This is a genomic window from Candidatus Saccharibacteria bacterium (assembly GCA_016700015.1).
In the GTDB taxonomy this organism is placed as follows: Bacteria; Patescibacteriota; Saccharimonadia; order Saccharimonadales; family Saccharimonadaceae; genus Saccharimonas.
This window is the reverse complement of record CP064995.1, coordinates 110448-129254: the sequence shown is the minus strand read 5'-3', so window position 1 is coordinate 129254 and position 18807 is coordinate 110448. Positions and strand designations below refer to the sequence as shown.

Annotated in this window: 13 protein-coding genes and 1 tRNA gene; 4 read left to right on the top strand and 10 right to left on the bottom strand. The window is 51.4% G+C overall.

All coding sequences use genetic code 11. The features are described 5' to 3' along the window. Nucleotides 1-14: 14 nt before the first annotated feature. The 5 genes from pyk to IPM09_00700 all read right to left on the bottom strand — a co-directional run bounded on the left by pyk (nucleotide 15) and on the right by IPM09_00700 (nucleotide 6001). Complete coding sequence (gene pyk, locus IPM09_00720; protein QQS22059.1) at nucleotides 15-1436, bottom strand: pyruvate kinase; 1422 nt, start codon at nucleotides 1434-1436, stop codon at nucleotides 15-17. Nucleotides 1437-1469: 33 nt separating this feature from the next. Next, entirely contained in the window at nucleotides 1470-2471 is a 1002-nt protein-coding gene (locus tag IPM09_00715; protein QQS22058.1) for a cellulase family glycosylhydrolase, read from the bottom strand. Nucleotides 2472-2485: 14 nt separating this feature from the next. Then, nucleotides 2486-4417 (bottom strand): ABC transporter permease, encoded by a 1932-nt coding sequence (locus IPM09_00710; GenBank protein QQS22057.1) that lies wholly within the window; start codon nucleotides 4415-4417, stop codon nucleotides 2486-2488. Further along, nucleotides 4414-5076, bottom strand: coding sequence for an ABC transporter ATP-binding protein (locus IPM09_00705; protein QQS22451.1), 663 nt, complete (start codon nucleotides 5074-5076; stop codon nucleotides 4414-4416). The genes IPM09_00710 and IPM09_00705 overlap by 4 nt, the downstream gene beginning before the upstream one ends. A 205-nt stretch (nucleotides 5077-5281) precedes the next feature. Beyond that, the gene (locus IPM09_00700) at nucleotides 5282-6001 is read right to left on the bottom strand and encodes a VIT family protein (GenBank protein QQS22056.1); all 720 of its coding nucleotides are present in this window, start codon (nucleotides 5999-6001) and stop codon (nucleotides 5282-5284) included. A gap of 119 nt (nucleotides 6002-6120) precedes the next feature. On the opposite strand from IPM09_00700, the gene IPM09_00695 reads away from it, so the two are divergent. Continuing rightward, a complete protein-coding gene (locus tag IPM09_00695; GenBank protein QQS22055.1) occupies nucleotides 6121-8403 on the top strand; it encodes a hypothetical protein in 2283 nt (760 codons plus the stop codon). A gap of 61 nt (nucleotides 8404-8464) precedes the next feature. On the opposite strand, the gene IPM09_00690 is transcribed toward IPM09_00695, so the two are convergent. The 3 genes from IPM09_00690 to IPM09_00680 all read right to left on the bottom strand — a co-directional run bounded on the left by IPM09_00690 (nucleotide 8465) and on the right by IPM09_00680 (nucleotide 10730). After that, nucleotides 8465-9322 (bottom strand): hypothetical protein, encoded by an 858-nt coding sequence (locus tag IPM09_00690; GenBank protein ID QQS22054.1) that lies wholly within the window; start codon nucleotides 9320-9322, stop codon nucleotides 8465-8467. A gap of 310 nt (nucleotides 9323-9632) precedes the next feature. Beyond that, a tRNA-Glu gene (locus IPM09_00685) sits at nucleotides 9633-9707 on the bottom strand. 270 nt (nucleotides 9708-9977) lie between these two features. Then, nucleotides 9978-10730, bottom strand: a complete 753-nt coding sequence (locus IPM09_00680; protein QQS22053.1) for a hypothetical protein — start codon at nucleotides 10728-10730, stop codon at nucleotides 9978-9980. A 516-nt stretch (nucleotides 10731-11246) separates the two neighbouring features. Here IPM09_00680 and IPM09_00675 point away from each other — a divergent pair. The 3 genes from IPM09_00675 to IPM09_00665 all read left to right on the top strand — a co-directional run bounded on the left by IPM09_00675 (nucleotide 11247) and on the right by IPM09_00665 (nucleotide 15329). Further along, nucleotides 11247-11732, top strand: coding sequence for a hypothetical protein (locus IPM09_00675; protein QQS22052.1), 486 nt, complete (start codon nucleotides 11247-11249; stop codon nucleotides 11730-11732). Between the two features lie 31 nt (nucleotides 11733-11763). Further along, nucleotides 11764-13491 carry a hypothetical protein gene (locus IPM09_00670; GenBank protein QQS22051.1) on the top strand — a complete coding sequence of 576 codons (1728 nt, stop codon included), beginning with the start codon at nucleotides 11764-11766 and terminating at the stop codon, nucleotides 13489-13491. Between the two features lie 242 nt (nucleotides 13492-13733). Further along, nucleotides 13734-15329 (top strand): DUF11 domain-containing protein, encoded by a 1596-nt coding sequence (locus tag IPM09_00665; protein ID QQS22050.1) that lies wholly within the window; start codon nucleotides 13734-13736, stop codon nucleotides 15327-15329. Between the two features lie 244 nt (nucleotides 15330-15573). On the opposite strand, the gene IPM09_00660 is transcribed toward IPM09_00665, so the two are convergent. Together IPM09_00660 and IPM09_00655 are read right to left on the bottom strand one after the other, a co-directional pair. Continuing rightward, complete coding sequence (locus IPM09_00660; GenBank protein QQS22049.1) at nucleotides 15574-17781, bottom strand: GAF domain-containing protein; 2208 nt, start codon at nucleotides 17779-17781, stop codon at nucleotides 15574-15576. Continuing rightward, nucleotides 17778-18767, bottom strand: a complete 990-nt coding sequence (locus tag IPM09_00655; protein QQS22048.1) for a hypothetical protein — start codon at nucleotides 18765-18767, stop codon at nucleotides 17778-17780. The genes IPM09_00660 and IPM09_00655 overlap by 4 nt, the downstream gene beginning before the upstream one ends. Nucleotides 18768-18807 lie beyond the last annotated feature (40 nt).

Sequence of the window (18807 nt, the reverse complement as noted above, 5' to 3'; positions counted from 1 at the left end):
CCCACCCCTTTTCTTTACTCAATTATCCGTACTTTTATCGTATCGGTTGCGCCAATCTTGCCCGGCTGACGACCACTGACTATCACCACAGTAATAGGAACTTCCACTTGGAAGAAATTATTGCGAGCCAGTTCTTGAGCAAGCTTATAGCCGGCTTCGTCGTCATCTTCGCGAATAAAGCTACGGTTTGCAAAGCTAAGCGCAAGCTGTTGGGCTGCACGTGTACTGCTTGTCACGCTAATAATCGGTAAATTGGGCCGCCACGCACCGATATTTGCTGCCGTAGCCCCAGATTTTGTTTCGGCGATGATGGCCGTGGCACTAATTTCCTCAGCAACCTCGACTGCGGCGTGTGAAATGGCATGGCGAACGCGCATCTTGGAATTAGTAAATTCATCGTCAAGTATTTCAACACGACAATGTTCTTGAGTATAAAGAATGGTGTTGCGCATGGCTTCAATTGTTTCGATCGGGTAGTTGCCATTTGCCGTTTCATCAGACAACATGACCGCATCGGCACCTTGGATGACGGCAGTTGCAACATCGCTCACTTCGGCGCGAGTTGGTTCGGGGTTATCTACCATACTGCTCATCATTTGCGTCGCAATAATGCTAAGCTTACCGTGTTTACGACAGAGTGAGACGACTTTACGCTGAATAATCGGCACCATTTCAAGCCCTACTTCCGGAGCCAGATCACCGCGCGCAACCATAACACCATCACTCGCGCGCACAATCGCCTCAAGCACACCATCTTGGATAGCGGCTCGCGTTTCAATCTTCGCAATCACATGCGCTTCACTACCGAGACTTACCAGCATTTGCCGAAGAGCATGAATGTCATCAGCAGATTGAATGAAGCTTAGAGCAACATAGTCATAATCTTTATCGGCAGCGTATTCAATATCTTGCACATCTTTGGGGGTAATGATATCACCGCCAAAGTCGGTATCGGGTAGATTCACACCCTTGCGACTCATTAGTACGCCGCCGTTCTCGGCCCGTACTTTTACAGCCGTTGGGCTCGCAATCTCGATAACTTTGGTACGGATTTTGCCATCAAACAGATAGATCCGCTCACCTACCTTGACCTTCTCGGCAAGGTTGTACTGCATTGGCAATACTAAGCCATCGTGCTCGGCTGCGCTATCGAGTATTAATATATCGTCAGCAACCACGTCTTGATGATTATCGTTGAGATTGCCAAGCCGGACTTTTGGTCCTTGTAGGTCTTGGACAACTGCAACTGGCCGACCGTGGGCGACGCTCGCTTCACGTATCCAGCGAAGCTGCTGTTCACGCTCTTCGTAGGTACCATGAGAAAAATTCATGCGGTAGCCATTGACGCCAGCGTGAAGCATCTGTTCAATTTTTTCTTTTGAGTTAGTCGCCGGACCAACTCCGGCTAATATTTTGGTTCGTTTGAGAATATGCATTTTATGTATTATAACAGATACAGCGAACAGCCACTAGTTACCAATAACAATTTCACCGTCTTCAATCATTGAACGAAAATGATAAACACCTCGATCATCAGTTTTGTAACTCCAATAAAACCAAGCATCGGCTGTCGCATATGCTTGCAGCTGTCGTCGTACATGTTCGCGCACAACTGCAGCATGTCCAGACGTTGGGACTTTATCAAGAATCTCTCCAGCTATAATGCCGTTCCACTCGCCAACAATCACATTCTGCCAGCACCGTAGGGCAATGATTAATCGACCATGCCAATGTACCAGTGGATAGTAGTAGCGCAGCGGTAGCCACTTGTGTGCCCAAAACGTGAAATGGTACCAGTGAATATCCATTGTCACTCGATTTCGTAGTGCACCAATAATTGCACCGCTAAGTAACCGCGGCGTGAAAGCGTCGTGGAAAACAATCTGGGTTGTTGGGCGAAGTATGCTACGCAGTCGTCGATACGCCTGGTTATAGAACAGTCGTAACTTCCATTGTAGTAGTCCCGGACGAGGCTCGTTCAGTAGTTCTAAGCCCCAAAATTCCGGTTCATCCCTGTAGCGATGAGCTAGCTCTTCAAGGATGTCGATTGTCTGCATACGAAGCTGCCTGGTACGGTACCAGTCAACTCGCCCAATCCGCCCGCTGTGGTCGCGACCATTTTGACCACCTGGCGCACCGTGCAGACAAAGCAGGAGTTTGATGCGATATTTGGCGGCCATCGTAAACGCCCAGTCAAGCCTACCAATACTCGATACATAGGGCGCTTCGCCTTCTAAAATCCAGTAGCCAACAGGGATTCGTACCGCCTCTATACCGTTTGCCGCCATCCAGTGCCAATCTGCTTCGGTAATGAATGTTTTCTGATGATGGCGTATTTTTTCGCGTGCGCCAGGAGTTTGCATAAAGGTATATTCATCAACTGCGCTGGTACCTTCAAACAAGCTTGGCGTCATCCAGCGCTCAAGCACCAGCCAGCCACCCAAATTCACACCGCATAACGCCCTCGTCATATGCTCATTGTAGCTTATTCGTCGCGCATGTCGCGAATGGGACTACGTCGCACATTACGAATCAAGGGGAGCATCATCCCAAGCAGCCCAGAAGCAACTATCGCAGCCACTACCCATAGCAGCTTGCTCGACATACCAACAAATCGGAACTGCTGCTGGCTATCGGTGGCACCAAGTGATATTTGCGCAGTCACTGTGGCGCCGACCCAGTTGAGACTATCAACAAGTAGCGCAACACCATATCCTATACCAAACGATATCAGTATGATGCCCATACATAGCAGCAAGGTATAGGTGATGTACACCTGCGAAATGTCGAGACGCTTGAAACCTATGGCTCGGAACACCGCCGTCTCACGACGCCCATCGGCAATCGTACGGCCAATCGTAAGGCCCGCAATTAGGCCGGCAATCGCCATCACAATGAGCGTAAAGACCACAATCACGTTATCAATAACTCGCTTCGCATCATCAATGGCAAGACTGTTGCTGCCAAATGGTGCCAGCATAAATTTTTTATCCGCTGGTTCACACTGACCGGTCATCCCAAAGCTACACCCTTCTTTATTCATAAAGGCTTTCGCATTATCCGGGCTACTAAACTCCGCATACAATTGCGGGACCATCCCGAAATCAGATTGATTTTGCTGCGACAGAATATCAGCGTATGTATCCTTGTCGCTCATCGTGTTATAAAGTTCCTGCGGAATTGCGAAACGAAATGTCTCTGATGCCAGCATGCTCGAAAGCATTTGCCCCACTCCGATCGAAAAGTTTCCGTCGCTCATCGTATCAGCAAAGCTATTTGGCGCAACACCAACCACTTCAAACGTAACTTTGCGCTGCATCGGATCCACCGGCTCGTTAAACAGACGCTTGAATTCGTTTTCTTTGTTTGTATAGGATTTCTCATCCGCACTGCGCGTATCGGCAACGACCGGAGCGGGCGCACAGCTTGCAGGGTCTGGGGTGCCGTAAATGAGTGATGGTTTGACATAGTTTTTGTTGTTCTTGTTGGCGGAAATTTCTTTTGCTGTCGATACGGCCTGTGAAATTTGCATTTGGCTCGCTGAGTTACGATAACACATGGCAAATGTCAGTCCAACGGCACGTTTTTTGAGCTCGCGCGCATAGTTGAGTCGATCAGACGCAGGAGCGTCTGCTTTTGGCGCAGCATAGCCAAGTAGTGTCGATGCACGTTTTTCTGTCACCACCACAGGTATATGCCCACTGTCTGGTTCCCAGCTATTATTTTTTAGCATGTAAAGATCAATAAGCGGTTGTGCTGCAAGCGTCATCTGTTCTGTATCACTTACCATGCCATATCGTGACGTGTTTGATGCCCTGGAATCAGTATCAAACACTTCCTTGCCCTGCTTCATCTCAACCAGCGAACCGTCTTTTGGGGCAAGCGTGTGTGTTTCATAGACTGCCTTAGGAGAATAGCTTTTGGCTACAGATTTGAGCGTATCAATCGTCACACCCGGTGAGTTGATCGTGTTAAATTCATTCAGTGCTTCTACGGCAAGATTACTACCAAGATCAAGCATTTTTTCGCCTGGTTTTTCGGGATTATCCATAAGCGGCGACCGCTCGGTTACGGGGTCATACTCCACACCAAGACGCTTGCTCTCACGCTTCTTATCGGCAATACGTTTTTCATACGTTACTCTTACCTTTGCAACAAGCTCTTGGTTTGTCGATGAATCCTTAGAACCCGCGCTAGACGAGAACTGGCTCGCATCCTGCGCAGATACAATATAGCGACCAACCATCGCCTGTTTTGAAAACGCATCGGCACTTTGGAAAAATCCCTGACTTATGAGCAATACCGCAAAAACCCCACTAAACAGCAGCCCGGCCACAATGATCGTGAACAGGGTACGAACCTTTCGCGTTTTGAGCTTTGTGAGCGCGAGAAGCGTCGCATCATTAATCGCAATCATACGATCACTCCGTCCTGCAGGCGTATTTCGCGATCAGCCCGTGCGGCAATCGCTTTGTCGTGCGTCACTATGACGATAGTCGTCCCAAACTGATCACGGATTTTCTCAAACAATTCAATAATTGCTTTGCCATTTTCACTATCGAGGTTTCCTGTTGGCTCGTCGGCCAGAATCACTTTAGGGTTGTTGAGCAGTGCGCGGGCAATCGCAGCACGCTGCATTTGACCACCAGATAGCTCTTTGGGGTAGTGCTTCAACCTATCCGCCAAGCCCACCTCGGCAGCCAGCTCTTTGACGCGAGCAATTCGAGCCGACTTTGGTGTTCCCATCGGCATGCCGGCTACCTCAAGGTTTTTGTCTAGTTTGAGAAATGGTTGTAGGTAAAAAAACTGAAAAACAAAACCGATTGTCTGATTACGAAAGCGTGACAAATCACGGTCGCTCATGCGCTGCAGCTCGGTGTTGTCTATCGCGATCAAACCAGAAGTTGGCTTGTCAAGCCCACCAATCATCTGCAAAAGGGTGCTCTTGCCGCTTCCGCTTGCACCAGTGAGTGCTAAAAATTCTCCCTTATGAATATCGAGTGACACCCCCTTTAGCGCGTTCACTTCGTTTTTGCCAAGTTTGTACGTTTTGACGAGCTTGTCAATCCGAATCACCACCTCTTCTGATACATTACGGCGAGGTTTGTGTGCGCGCTGACGCAACCGTTCGGCAGCATAGCCTCTGACCGCAAGTGCAGCCTCAGACGCATTGCCACCAAATGCCTCTAGTAGCTCTTCAATTTTTTGTTGTTTATCCACCACCCCTCCTTCGTCACCCACTTTTCGTAATCTTGTTTACAGTATGCCACTGATATAGTGCCTAGGCAACAGTCGTTCCAAATACAACGCCAACTGCATAGGTAACAGCCATTGCCAGTAGCCCACCGAACATCACCCGAGTAATTGCTCGCTTTTTTGAGGCATTACCGGCAGTCGCACTAAGATACCCGACACAAAACAACGACACGACCACTGCAATAACAGTTGCACCAATCCGCCAAGACTCAGGGATGAATACAATCGTCAAAAATGGCACTAGCCCCCCCACGGTAAACGCAATCAATGATGCAACCGCAGCGTGCCACGGGTTATTAATCTCATCTGGATCCATGTTGAAATGCATCCGTAGGTGCGCCCTGAGCGCATCGCGCGCCGTCAACTCACTCGCGACTTGATGAGCAAGCTTACTACTAACACCATGCTTCATGTATTCGCGCGCCAACTCGTCGAGCTCGTACTCCGCGTTTTCTTTGAGGTCCTTCTTTTCCTCACGTATATACGCCTTCTCCGCATCGCTCTGGCTACTGACGCTGACATACTCGCCGACAGCCATACTGAGCGCGCCTGCGACTAGTGCCGCTAGACCAGCCAGGCTGATAGCTTTACTATCACTCGTTGCACCCGCAACACCCATCACTACGCTGCTAATGCTAACGATACCATCGTTTGCGCCGAGCACCGCAGCACGCAATTTGTTTAATTTACTACTATCCGCCTGATCAGACGGTAAATCATACTTTGTGTTATCAAATTCTGCCATGTTACCAGTATAACTCTTTATCTTCAGAAAATCATAACGCTTATGATTGCAATATTATTGACTTAATGTAAAATATGTAGCAATTAACATTTCGTGTTGTACACGGGGAGATATACTACATGTTACACAATTTAACAAAAAGGGTTCGCATTGGTGCTGCAGCCGGGCTGCTGATAGTGGCACAACTGGTACAAATTGCTTCTCCACTTATGCCAGTAGCACATGCCACTGATACTTACCCGACACCCTTACCTGGTACTGATCCAATCACAAGCGTACAAGTGTGTCATGCTACTACTAGTGATGCTAACCCCTACAATGCAAATACCATTTCTGTAAGCTCGGCTGATCCGACAGCCGGTCATGGCGATCACACTGGTCCTGTATGGGATCCGACTCTCAAAAAACTGCATATAACTTGGGGTGATATTATTCCTCCATTCTACTATGCTTACAATGGACAAACCTTCTATTTCGCTGGCATGAACTGGGATAAGGATGCGCAGATTTTCTGGCAATACGGCTGTGACATTAGCAAAATCCCTACCGCACCATCTACTGTGGCCGTAACAGCACAACCTTGTGTTCGCTTCTCAGGCGCAACCGACACTGTGACTGTTCATATTGAAAATACCAACGACGTGTATGACGACTCGATTACCTATACCGTTACAGTTGCTGGCCAAACAAAAACACAGACAATCGCTGACGACGGCGCTTATGACTTTGTATTTACAGGCCTTGCTGCCGGCACCTATACGGTATCTGTCACAATGAGCGGGGACGCCCATAATGAAGGAATTACGTACACTACCTCAATGGATGTGATGATCGGAAGTTGCCCTGTGGAAGCCCAGGCACCCACTCCTCCAGCTCCTACCACCGACCCCTGTGGCATAGGTAACATTTCGTGGAACATAGCTGCTTCCGGATCGACTACTGAATACACATGGGTGATCAACTCGTCAAATCAGCTTGTTTACACTGCAAAGCCAGGTTATTTCTTCCTCGTCGATAACCAGAAAGTTTCGTCGATTACTTATGATTTACCTGCCGACTCCGGAACGCTATGTAATGCTACCCTCCCTACTCCACCGGCACCGGTCGACCCCTGTGGCACAGCAAATGCCTACTGGGGAACACCGCTTCCTACAGACACAAGTGAGTATACATGGGAACTTCGTACCATGAATGACGGAGTACATCTTTTTGCGGTTACGACAGTGAACTACACATTCCCTAACAATGAGCGCGAACATGACTTTGGTCTTGCCGAAGATAGCGGAGTTACCTGCCCTGCGCCAAACCTTACGCAACCATCTTGTAGCACGCCGGGCAGCGTAACGATCAGTGATCCAAACGACGGCTTCAGCTACTACTACACAGTCACGATTGGCGCCCAAACTACTACCTATGAAATGGGTGAAACCGCAGGTGGTATTCTTCAGGGCTCGACCGTGGTTGTAAAACTGTATCGTAGTGGCATTGTCAACGATACGCTCATTTCTTCCATGACGTACGAAATACCACTTCTCTCGTGTATCGACATTCCACAAACTCCTAAGGTTACCGACCCATGTGGTGCAGATAACGCCAGCTGGATTATGCCGCAAGACTCTTCGGAAATTACCTGGGAAATCGTCAACGGCGAGCTCATCGCAACTGCTCATGGAAGCCTATTTACTGATGGCAAGGCGACCCACAACTACGGTACCGCTCCCGACAGTAGAGTTCTCTGTGCGCCAGAAGCACCGACTATTAATCCAGTCTGCGGACTCGCACCAAACGATACAATCGAAATTCCTACTATTAAAGACCCATCAAATGCCCACTTCCACTATGGATACGTCGATACAACATACCATGATGACGGCACTGTCAGCTATACTGTTTCGGCGATTGCTGATGAAGGATATAGTTTCGGAGAAGATCAAGCGTCTGAGATTACATGGACATTTGAAGAGTCTACCGAGCCTTGTGAGATGCCTACCGTTACCTGGAAGCTTCCGACCTGTCTCGATCAAACCCAGTCAGTTACAGTCATTTACGATAGCGAGAAGTATATGTATACCATTAGCAAAGATGGTGGTGAAGAAACCCCACTCGAAAGTCGTACAACCGTTCTTGCAATCGGTACCTACACTATCCGCGCCTATGAATACTGGTACTTCGATGCCGAAATGGGCTCCCTCTACTGGTCGGTCCCGTCATTTGAGGAATCAAAAACCATCAGCGCTGCCAATGGCTGCGGCGGCTACGTACCACCTGTAACAATTCTGCCAACACCCGTAGAACTACCCCACACCGGTAGCACTGGCAGCGGCCTGCTCGTCGCACTCATTGCGGCTATTGCCACCTATGGCGCTGTCTACTTTGCACAGCCACGCAAGCAAGGCGACTAGAACTCCAGGCTTTTGCCCGCTCGCACCCTATCTATAAATAGGGTGCGATTTTTTTTGAAATCTATCGAACAGGAAGCTCGTTTTCCAGATAGCCGTACTCACTTGAGCGCTGAAAGCCTTCATGCGTACCCATCGTCGCGCCAACAAGTTTATTGATGCCATTATTTTGGAATAAGGTTTCGGCAACAATTTTGCATGTACGCTCATCGAGCATAGCAGTTGCGATTACCTGTTCGAACATAATCTGTGGCATCCTGCCGCCCGTCTGCGTGGCTTTACGGTATTCGGGACGAACCACAATATGTAGCGATGCTAGTCCGTCATCATAAATTACATACCCGGCATGACCGCCTACCGTTCCATCTCCATCGACAATCACAATATCGCTCGCACAGTTTGGATCCGTCAGCGATGAGCATTTCATACCGCTATCACGTGCCGACTGTGGTGACATACCGCCAAAAAATCGAGTGTACCTGTCATCATCGCTCATAGTTAAGTACAGCGATTCAAGTGCCAATCGGTCAGATTCTTGCGGCGCTCGCATTGTCACTGTTTTCCCTGTTTCGAGTTCAAATGTTTGGACAGACGTCTTAATACGCTCATAAGGGTCGGTGCTACTTTCGGTATCACCCCGCCTTGCGTAACTCTGTATTCGGTCCAGCACCCTAACATATAGTTCGTTGGCATCGACGGTTGGGAATGCTTCTACAATCGTTTCGCGAAGGCCGTTTGGAAGCACGCGTATAACCGTCTCTGAGCCAAATGCAGCCATATCAAGCGCCGCCGCAGCAAGTGAGCGCGTCAGCTTAAAAGGAACTACTGGCAGTAACACCACGTCAGCGGCTGTTTCCATACCGCGCTTTATTTTGTGAGCAGCTTTTTTAGCGGCCCTTTTGGCAATTTTTTTAGGCTTCATTAGTCATAATTATAAACTTTTATTTTACTTTGTCAAATTTATAACTTTAAGTAATCATCTGTGCTCCACTCCCACCGTATGCACAAAAACGAAAGATCTGATCCTTAACAGAGGCGAAAAATCTGATTTTATAAACCACCGGGAATCGGTCACCTCTGGCGACCCCGCGAGCCGGTCTCGTGAGCATAGCTCACGTGCGGCATCGCCTTGCGAAGTGACGCCCGTCACTTCTCACCCGGATTGGGCAATCCGGGCAATTACCAGAAAGTATCACCACGCAAACACCCCTGTAAAAACAGGGGCGCTTACGTGGTGATCCCACCGGGAATCGAACCCGGATTGCCAGGATGAAAACCTGGTGTCCTAACCGTTAGACGATGGGACCATATAGATTAGTGTAAACGAAAGGTGCGTGTATTTGTAGAGCAAGAGCGACGGACAGCCTGGTATCCTAGTCACGTTCCGCGACCCCGTCGCCACATCTTTGAAAGCATAGCTTTCAAGAGTGGACTCCCTTGCGACCCGCCACTGGCGGCTCTCACGTTAGACGATGGGACCGTATAAATTAAAAGAGCTTCGCCGATTATACCAATATTGTTGGCATTTGAAAAGGGGTGGAGTGTAACTTACGTCACACTCCACCCCCATTACTTCACTACCGCACACCACCAATCGATGATCCGGGGTTACCTGCCTGCTTGGCACGGCGTCGACCCTGCTTCGAGGGACGACCATGCCAATTGCGCTGGTCTTGCTTGCCAGACTGGCGTGGGCGCGGCTGGGAGCGGTTGGCGCTCCGCCGTCGCAGTTCGTCAGTCTGGTCAATCAGCGACTGGCTGGCCTGCCAGGTGCCATCACCTGCGTGGTACCACAGGGTGCGCTCGGCATGATCTTGCCGACCATCCTCCGTGCGTCGCTCGTGTGCCAAAAGCTCCGTGAGTTCCTGTGTGCCCAGCATGTAACTTGCCTGCTGACACACGGCGTCTCGCCAGTGATCTTCAAGCGACCGGTAGGGCTCCGGCAAGTGATCGGGCTGCACCACGGGACGCATTCGCCGCGTAATCCGGCACACCGCTCGCCATAGCTCGTCCAGACTGTCGCCTACTGGCGCCCAGCGACGAGGATAGCCAGCGCTAAAGCTCCCTGTGATGAAGTTGTCAGTGGGGCGCTGCCGCTCATCAACTGCGTCGGCAAACGCTCGTACAATCCGGTAGCGTGCTCTGGCCCGCATCCGCTCCAGATACTCACCCGGTATGTGCTCATTACGGCCATTCACAAACAGTTCTTCCAGCGTAACCTGACGCATCAGGATGCGCTCTCGAAGTATTCGACTTGGTACCACCCCTACGCGCCGCGTTTCGTCGTCACCGTACACCCATGGATCAAGGTGGAGCTTCCGTGATGCCAAAGCCGCCTCCTGATTGCAGAAATTGGGTAGTGAAAAGTACGATACTATGCTAGATTAACACAAATTGTACAAAAACAGTAATATAATTCACATGCTACCCCTGTTGGCAACTATTGTAATGTTTATGTTTTTTATGGTGATATATATTGACTTTTTTAGTGTTTTGTGATAAACTGTGTAAGTCACGGTGAGTGAGGTGGAAGCCACTCATCCGAAATGGGATCATTGACAATCAGGCTATACCTTATTGCTAAATCTGCAAGTGTAGCTACAGAGTCTTGAAGCGGCGACAGTCAAGGCTCTATAGCTGCATTTGCAGCATAGGTAGTATGGAACTATTTGAATCCCCTTCACCCGTGCGGCTTCTCGGTGTTGGTAGTTGGCAAGGAGTACGCGTATTTACGTGTGCAACCGGCCGACTATCAACTGCAGAAATAGTCGTACGGCAGGCGCGTTCGCGCGCTCCATCCATGGAGCGCGCATCGTGCGCGCCCAGCAACTATGAAGGGAAGAACCATGACCCAGTCCATCACCAGCCTCGACAGCTGGAACGCTATGCTCTCGCATGGCGGGCAGCAACTCTACCCCGATGGTACCACCATCGCTTGGGCCGGGCGCGGAACGCGCCTGCTCAAGCAGGTGTACGACGACCTCGCCGGCCTGCCGGCCAGTCCCGAGAAGGACTTGCTGGCAGCCAAGGTGGACAGCGTCGCGCGCCACAGCGCCAGCACTTGCTTGGCGCCGGCCTTGTCGCCGGACTTCCCGTCCTACGACGAGTACGAGGCCGCGTTCGGCACCACTCCGCCGCCGGCAACCTCGTCGACCGGCAGTCCATTCGACGCGCCCCCGGATCTCTCCGCTCCCGCAAACGTGGGAATGGTCAGGTCGCTCGGGACGGCGCTCGGAGAACTGCGCGCCGACGTCGACCAGCTCAAGGCCCCCAGCCGCTCCCGCGGCGACGGTGCCGTGAAGCGGTTCGTTCGGTTCATGAACGGCCGCTGACCAACAACTACCAGCCAAAAAGGAGACAAAGATGACCAACGTCATCATCCTGCTCATGGCGGTTGGCCTGTTGGTCGCCGCTATTCGTGCAACATCGTCTACCCCCGAGCGCGTGATCTTTGCGCTGCTCGGCGCAGCGGGCATCGGCTTCGTGGGATGGGCCCAGGTGACTGGGTTCGTCCTGCCGCCGATCACGCTGAGCGCCAACTGGCCGCTCGTGGCCGCGGTGCTGACCTTCGCCTTCATCGGTGCAGGCATCAGCACCGGCTCGAGTCGCTGGTCGGCACTCGGAGTGCTCAGCTTCACGTGGCTGCTCTGGCTGCTGCTCGGCTTCAGCTGGACTGCCCTCGCGCTTGTCGCGGTGGGTGTCCTGCTGGCGCTGATGTTCAGTGCCCAGCAGCGGCGGTTGCAGGTCAACCGAGTGCGAGGCTACCGATGGTTCGCTGCCGGCACGCTCGTCGCCCTGCTCGCAGGCGCGACGGTCGCCGTCAACACGATCGATGGTCGAACCATCCAAGATCGACTCGGCGTGACCGCTGCCATCGAGCAGGCCAACGCTCAGGCGAAGGCCTACACGGATGCGCTCGAGGCGAAGATCAAGACCGAGCTGGACGGGATGAAGCTCAACCCGGACAGCTGGGCTGCGTATTGCGCCATCCCGGCCAACTCGCTGCCCTGCGCGAAGATCGACGCCCTTGAGCAGAAAAACGCCGAGCAGGACAAGACCATCACGGCCCTGCAGAGCTCCGACACCAAGCAGTGGGCAGCAATGCTCAAGGCTGGTGTGGTGGCTATCCCTGCTGACGCGGACACCGACGCCATGGCCAAGGCCCTGGCGGACGCCTTCGCGAAGGCGGGCTACACCAACGTCCGCATCGGCAACAACGTCGATTGGACACTTCCAGGTGCCAACCAGCGCTACGCGGGTGCGTTCGGACAGCAGACGCTGCGCTCGCAGACCATGTGGGTCGAGTACATCAACTCGCCCGCTGGGGCTGCGGCACGGCAAAACCTGCTCGACCGCACGCCGACCGAGCTACACGACCGCTTCCTGAGTGGCAAGGGGCTTGTCCCCTGGCAGGCGATGGAGAAGTCGTGTACGATCGGCAACTGGTCGCTGGTGGACGGCAAGTCTGTCCAAGTTGACCACGAGGTGTGCCACGACGTCGGTGACGTCTGGTGGACCCCGGTTGGCCCGGACGGTACCGTTTACATGGCGGCGTCCACCCGTGCGGCGTGTCGAAACCCGCACACCAGCGTGACGCCCTACCCGGTGGGCCACACCCCCAAGGTGTGCCCCGTGGGAAGTGACCGTGCCAGTCAGCCGATTGCCAACGGGTGCTGGAACAAGCACCCGCTGCCGAAGAAGGTGCCCGTGTGCACCCTCGACGGGACCAAGATCATCTGGGTCCTGCCCACCGAAGCCGGCAAGTACCCGAAGCCGAACTCGGCAGGCAACTGCTCCAAGATGGGCAGCGACCTGGGTCTCAACCCGGGTGAAGGCGGCAGCGGAGGCGTCAATGGCAACAATGGCGCCACCGACAGCCGGGGTCTGCAGAATGACCCAGCTGCCGATGCCAAGGCCGCTGCCGACAAGGCCGCGGCTGACGCCAAGGCCGCCGAGGAGCAAGCCAACCAGTCCACTGGCGGTGCTAGCACCGACAGTGGCCAGGGTGGAAACTCTGGCGGCCAATCCTCTGGCTCACCCACCGGCGACGGTGGCAACCAGGGTGGCGACGACATCTGGGGCGGCAACTAATAAGTTCCTACTACCACCGTGGGGCACCTGTCCGCCAACTGGCGGATGGGTGCCCCCGGGCACACACTTTAGCACCATAAGGCATAGTCTGATTGGCATACGCTCCATGTATGACCGTACATTCACAATTAGTTTTGCGTGTAACATTACTCGCCCCCGCAACCGGGGACGAGCCGTACGAACATTCATGAAGCAGATACCCCTAACTAACCAATCCATTTATATGGAAGGAGATACGCAATATGACATTTGCACAACTAGTGCGCAAGGTCAACACACGCGCTGCAGCCGTTGCCGCCCTGGCATTCGCTGTAGTCGCTGTACCCGCGGGCTTGCTCGCATGGGGACCTAGTCGCCCAACATTTACCATGGCCAATCCTGCGCCATACATAACATTCAACAGTATTACCGATGCTACCAACTATGGTGACGAACGAAACTTCGTTATGATCCAGGGAGCCGACGGCAAATATACCGACGACGTAACCGTAGAAAACGGAAAAGAATACAGTGTGCGCATTTATGTACACAACAATGCTGCTAGCAACCTGAACCTTGTGGCTCGGGACGTGGTAGCAAAGCTAAACGTACCAACCCAAACCGCTGATCGTATTCAGATCGACGGCTATGTAAATGCAAGCAACGCCAACCCTACCAGCGTGTGGGACCAGGCCGTATTCCATGGTGCCAACGGTACCAAATTTAACCTAAGCTACGTCGCCGGTTCTGCATTCTACAAAAATGCAGTATTCACCAGTGGCACGCCCGTAGCTGATAGTATTGTCAGCGGCGGTGCAAAGCTTGGCTACAACGCAATGGATGGCAACATCCCTGGTTGTTTCCAGTACAGTGGTGTCGTCTACCTCAAGGTCAAAGCCACCACAACTGACTTCAACCTTGTCAAAACAGTTCGCAAAGGCAGCACCGGTGCATTCACCGAAAGTGTCGCTGCTAACCCTGGCGACACTGTTGAGTACCAACTGTACTTCAAAAATACTGGTGGTACCAACCAAACCAATGTCACCATCAAAGACGTACTCCCTGCCGACATGGAATACGTTCCTGGCACTACCTACGTCCACGATTCACTTGGCACCCGCAAGGTTGCCGACGGCGTAACTGTTGGTGGTATGACCATGGGCAGCTACCTGCCACAGGGTGACGTGTACATCAAATTTGCCGCCAAGGTAAAAGCCAACGACCAGCTCGACAAATGTGGTGAAAACACCCTTGTCAACACTGCGACTGCAACGACCAACTCTGGTAACAAGTCTGATACTGCCAATGTAGTAGCGACCAAAACCTGTGTTGAGCCAAAGCTCATCGACGTTTGTCGACTCAGCGACTGGAAAATAGTTCGTATTGACGAAAAAGATTTTGACACTAGCAAGTACTCGAAAGATACCGCTAACTGCCATCCACCAGTAGTTATGATCGACGTTTGCCGCCTGAGCGACAAAAAGATTGTTCGTATCGATGAAACAACATTTGACAGCACCAAGTACTCGAAAGATTTGTCAAAGTGTGCAGCAAAGCCAGAAATGGTAGAGGCTTGTAACCTTGATACAAAGAAAATCGAGACAGTTGAGAAGTCAAAGATTGACAATGTCCACTACACGCTCGACAAGAGCAAGTGTGACAAACCAGTCGAATACTGTACGGTTCCTGGTAAAGAATCTCTGCCAAAAAATAGTCCTGACTGTAAGACCACTACAACTACTCCGAATGAGCTTCCGCACACCGGTATTGTAGATGGTGTTATGAACATCCTTGGACTTAGCTCACTAGCAGCTGCAGTAAGCTATTACATAGCAAGCCGCAAGCTCACGCAAAACTAATCGAGACTGACCGCTCCTTTATAGGAGGGACCACGCCACGTCCCGCGGCCCCGAAGCTGCTCGTGATAAGCATAGCTTATCCGGCAGACTTCCTTGCGGCCTGCCGACGGGCAGCCCTCACCCTCCAGCTTGATTCGAAGTGAATTCGAATGCAATCTTCCTCCCCCTAAAGAGGGAGGGATGGCGCGCAAGTGCCGATGATTATCTGAAGCGTCAGTTTCAGAACCCATACCAAAACCACTCTCTAGGGAGTGGTTTTTGGTTGCAGGTCATCGCTCGGAGGCGGAGCTGCCGATAGGCGCTTGATGGGCAAACGAAACCCAAAGGTGCTCCCCTTGCCCAGCGTCGATTCAAACACCAGCGTCCCATGATGGCCATCAATGATCTTTTTAGCGAGGTACAGGCCAATCCCGGTACCATCGGGTCGCTGTTTGCGGGCATTGTCCGCCCTAAAGAAGCGGCTAAATAATCGGTCTTTCACGTCATCGGGGACTCCCATGCCTTTGTCGATGACTCGCAGTACCACATTGCCCTCTTCACACCCAAGCTTTACAACAATTGATGTGCTTTCAGGTGAATAATAGATAGCATTGTCAATAAAATTCATAATGACTTGGCGCAACTTTCCTTCATCCAAGTATAGCTGCGGTATTCGCTGGGGCTTCTTGTAGATAATAGACATATTGTGTGTTGCTGCGATTTGCCGAATAGAGTCGACTTCTTGCTCAACAATTTTTGCAATATCAACCTGCCGCCGATCAATCATAAACTTCCCTGTTTGTAGGCGAGACACGTTTAAAAAGTCACCAATAAGGTGCACCATCCGCTCACTACTGGTGTAGGCTTCTTCTAGTAGCTGACGCTGGGAAGGAGAGATTTTGCCTGCGTCGCCTTCTAGCACCATGCTTATGTAACCTTTCACGCTAGTGAGTGGCGTTCGCAGTTGATGGCTTGCCATACTGACAAATTCGTCTTTTGTGGCATCCATGTCGAGTAGCTTTTTGTTCGATGCCCGCAGTTCCCTAGTGGCGCTGTCGATTTCTCTTTTGAGCCTGGCATTAAATGACTGGATTTCGTCAAAGCGCTGAGTGTTGAGGATTGCAAGTGCCATTTCATTAGCCATGGTCGCAATCATCAACCGCTCTGACGAACTATATATATCACCGCTGCGTTTTTCGCCGACGACGATGTACCCAACCGTCTGGTCTTTCACCTGCATGCGTGCTACAACCGCAATACCCAGCCGTAACAAAGGTCGAACTGTCGTCTGCGGGACAGTGTTAACTCCGTCAATAGTTATTACTTGATTCATTCGTGTTACTGTGTCCAGCTCGTCGGTACATTCAGCAATCTTATCACCCTTTGATGAAGCACCGTAGACAGCATGCGCTTTTACCAGCGAACCCCTTTCGAGTAGTACAATCGCAGAATATTCCGGATGCATGACATTTGCCATCACTTCTCCGGCTTTAGTTGCAATCGATGATACCTCGATGTCATCAAGAATCGCATCACCGAAACTATCAAGGGCTTCCTCGGGATTGTATCGCTCGCGCAGGAATAAACTTGCTGTTAGCTTGTCAAATGATGTTTTGAGTGGAGTTATAGTTGTCGCTACCAATAGCGCCAACATAGTATAAACAACACCGAGTACTAGCCGACTCGTCACACCTTCAGCAATCATATTGCTTACCGTCCAAACCGCTCCAATATAGATAAGTGCGGCTATTGAGCTAGCGAAAATATAGGCCAGTGACACAGCAAAGGTACGGCGTAAATCAAACATACTGTATTTAACACTGGCATAAGCGATGCTAAAGGTGAATAACAGGGTGAATATCGGGCCAATTGCAATAAGTTCGTAGTTACCGATCCAGGGTAATATAAGGTTGAAAAGTATACCCATCCCACCAGATACTAGTACGCCCGCATTGACAATTTTGCGCTGGCGAAGACGCCGCTGTTGCTGGTGAGCGTCCGTCTTCATGCACCACCACGCATAAGCGAACACCACTACAAATACTAACGCGTACGCTGAGTAACGCCATACGTGGATATGAACACGATCACTCAGCGCACCAGTAACACTCACAACTTCTACGAGCCAGCGTGGGTCATATAGCATGGCGACAATCAGGCCAATGGTCGGCACGAACCCTACTGCGATACGTCGCCACCATAACTGCCCACGGCTGGCAGCGCCAAATGCTATGAGCCCTCCCGCGATAGCCATTGCTGCACAGTAGTATGTGTTGACATAGAATTGCCCGTGCGGTACAGTGCCAGCCACCAAAAACAGCCCAACACCCCACGCCCATAGCGCCGTGCATACGATAAGAACCAGGAATGCCCAACGACCTCGATCGCGTGAGGCATGGGCAAACACACTAACGGCGGTAATAATATTGACCATACCGACAACGAGTAGAACTGTAGCAAGAATACTGTTCATTGTTTGACTACCCTATACACACAGTACACATTGTCGTCATCATGGTAAACTGACTGTGCTTCTAAAGGAACGTCTGCCTTAGCAAGCAGTGCCACTACTTCATGAATTGTGCGCTGAATTACTCCCGGCCAGCCAAGGGCGCGCTGGTGAACATCGAGGTGTGGCCGCTTCGACCACATATTTGAAAATATAAATACCCCGCCCTTTGGAAGCGATTGATACACATCATTTAGTAGCCGCACACTTTGCTCGTCACTCAGGTATTCAAACAATCCCATCGCATCAATAATGTCGGGGTGGTGACGTTTGAAAAAAGTGCTGAGCACTGAAGTTTCTAGCACATCAAGTTGTTCATAACCAACATGGTGAATTGGAAGATTGTGCTTTTCATAAACCATTTTCGCAAACCGTAGCACTTCCGAATCGCTGTCGGTGATGATAAGAGAACTTGAATCGCGAATATGTTTAGGCAATTCATTAAAAACATCGAATACCGGCTGGCCACTGCCGCCCGCCAAGCTCACCCACCGACACCGAGACCCGTGCGCTGCCATGAGTGGCGTGCTCGCTAGCCAGTCCATAATGTAGGCACGAGAGCGCAAATTGACGGCGTCATAGGTGTGGCGGAAGAATGCACGCGTAATAGCATCGAGCTTTTTGCCGTTTTGCATGTGTGCGCGCCGCGGATCATGCACGTGATAGGTCGCAAAACCACCGGGCATATACGCTCTCCAAGCCCGCATACCGGCCGGCATGTAAACTAGGTGACGAGCCAAATTGCCACGAGCCGTAAACGGCATACCAGGGTGTCGCTCGAGGTACCACTGTAAAAAATTCGTAAACGTTCGTACCAGCGTTCGCTCAAGTCGGTAACGGCGGCCGTGGTAATACTGATCCTGCGTCAAGACACGCGTCACCGGCACACCAGCTACTCGGCGCGTGGAAACAATTGTGAGGCGATAACGTTTTGGTTTGGTATTTCCCACCAGTAGAGGCCCATTTATTTTTATGCTTACGCTTGCTATT

What these genes read in the sequence shown, in the direction of transcription:
- pyk (QQS22059.1), bottom strand. Translation starts at nt 1,436, where the DNA reads ATGCATATTCTCAAACGAACCAAAATATTAGCCGGAGTTGGTCCGGCG.
- IPM09_00715 (QQS22058.1), bottom strand. Translation starts at nt 2,471, where the DNA reads ATGACGAGGGCGTTATGCGGTGTGAATTTGGGTGGCTGGCTGGTGCTT.
- IPM09_00710 (QQS22057.1), bottom strand. Translation starts at nt 4,417, where the DNA reads ATGATTGCGATTAATGATGCGACGCTTCTCGCGCTCACAAAGCTCAAA.
- IPM09_00700 (QQS22056.1), bottom strand. Translation starts at nt 6,001, where the DNA reads ATGGCAGAATTTGATAACACAAAGTATGATTTACCGTCTGATCAGGCG.
- IPM09_00695 (QQS22055.1), top strand. Translation starts at nt 6,121, where the DNA reads ATGTTACACAATTTAACAAAAAGGGTTCGCATTGGTGCTGCAGCCGGG.
- IPM09_00690 (QQS22054.1), bottom strand. Translation starts at nt 9,322, where the DNA reads ATGAAGCCTAAAAAAATTGCCAAAAGGGCCGCTAAAAAAGCTGCTCAC.
- IPM09_00675 (QQS22052.1), top strand. Translation starts at nt 11,247, where the DNA reads ATGACCCAGTCCATCACCAGCCTCGACAGCTGGAACGCTATGCTCTCG.
- IPM09_00670 (QQS22051.1), top strand. Translation starts at nt 11,764, where the DNA reads ATGACCAACGTCATCATCCTGCTCATGGCGGTTGGCCTGTTGGTCGCC.
- IPM09_00665 (QQS22050.1), top strand. Translation starts at nt 13,734, where the DNA reads ATGACATTTGCACAACTAGTGCGCAAGGTCAACACACGCGCTGCAGCC.
- IPM09_00660 (QQS22049.1), bottom strand. Translation starts at nt 17,781, where the DNA reads ATGAACAGTATTCTTGCTACAGTTCTACTCGTTGTCGGTATGGTCAAT.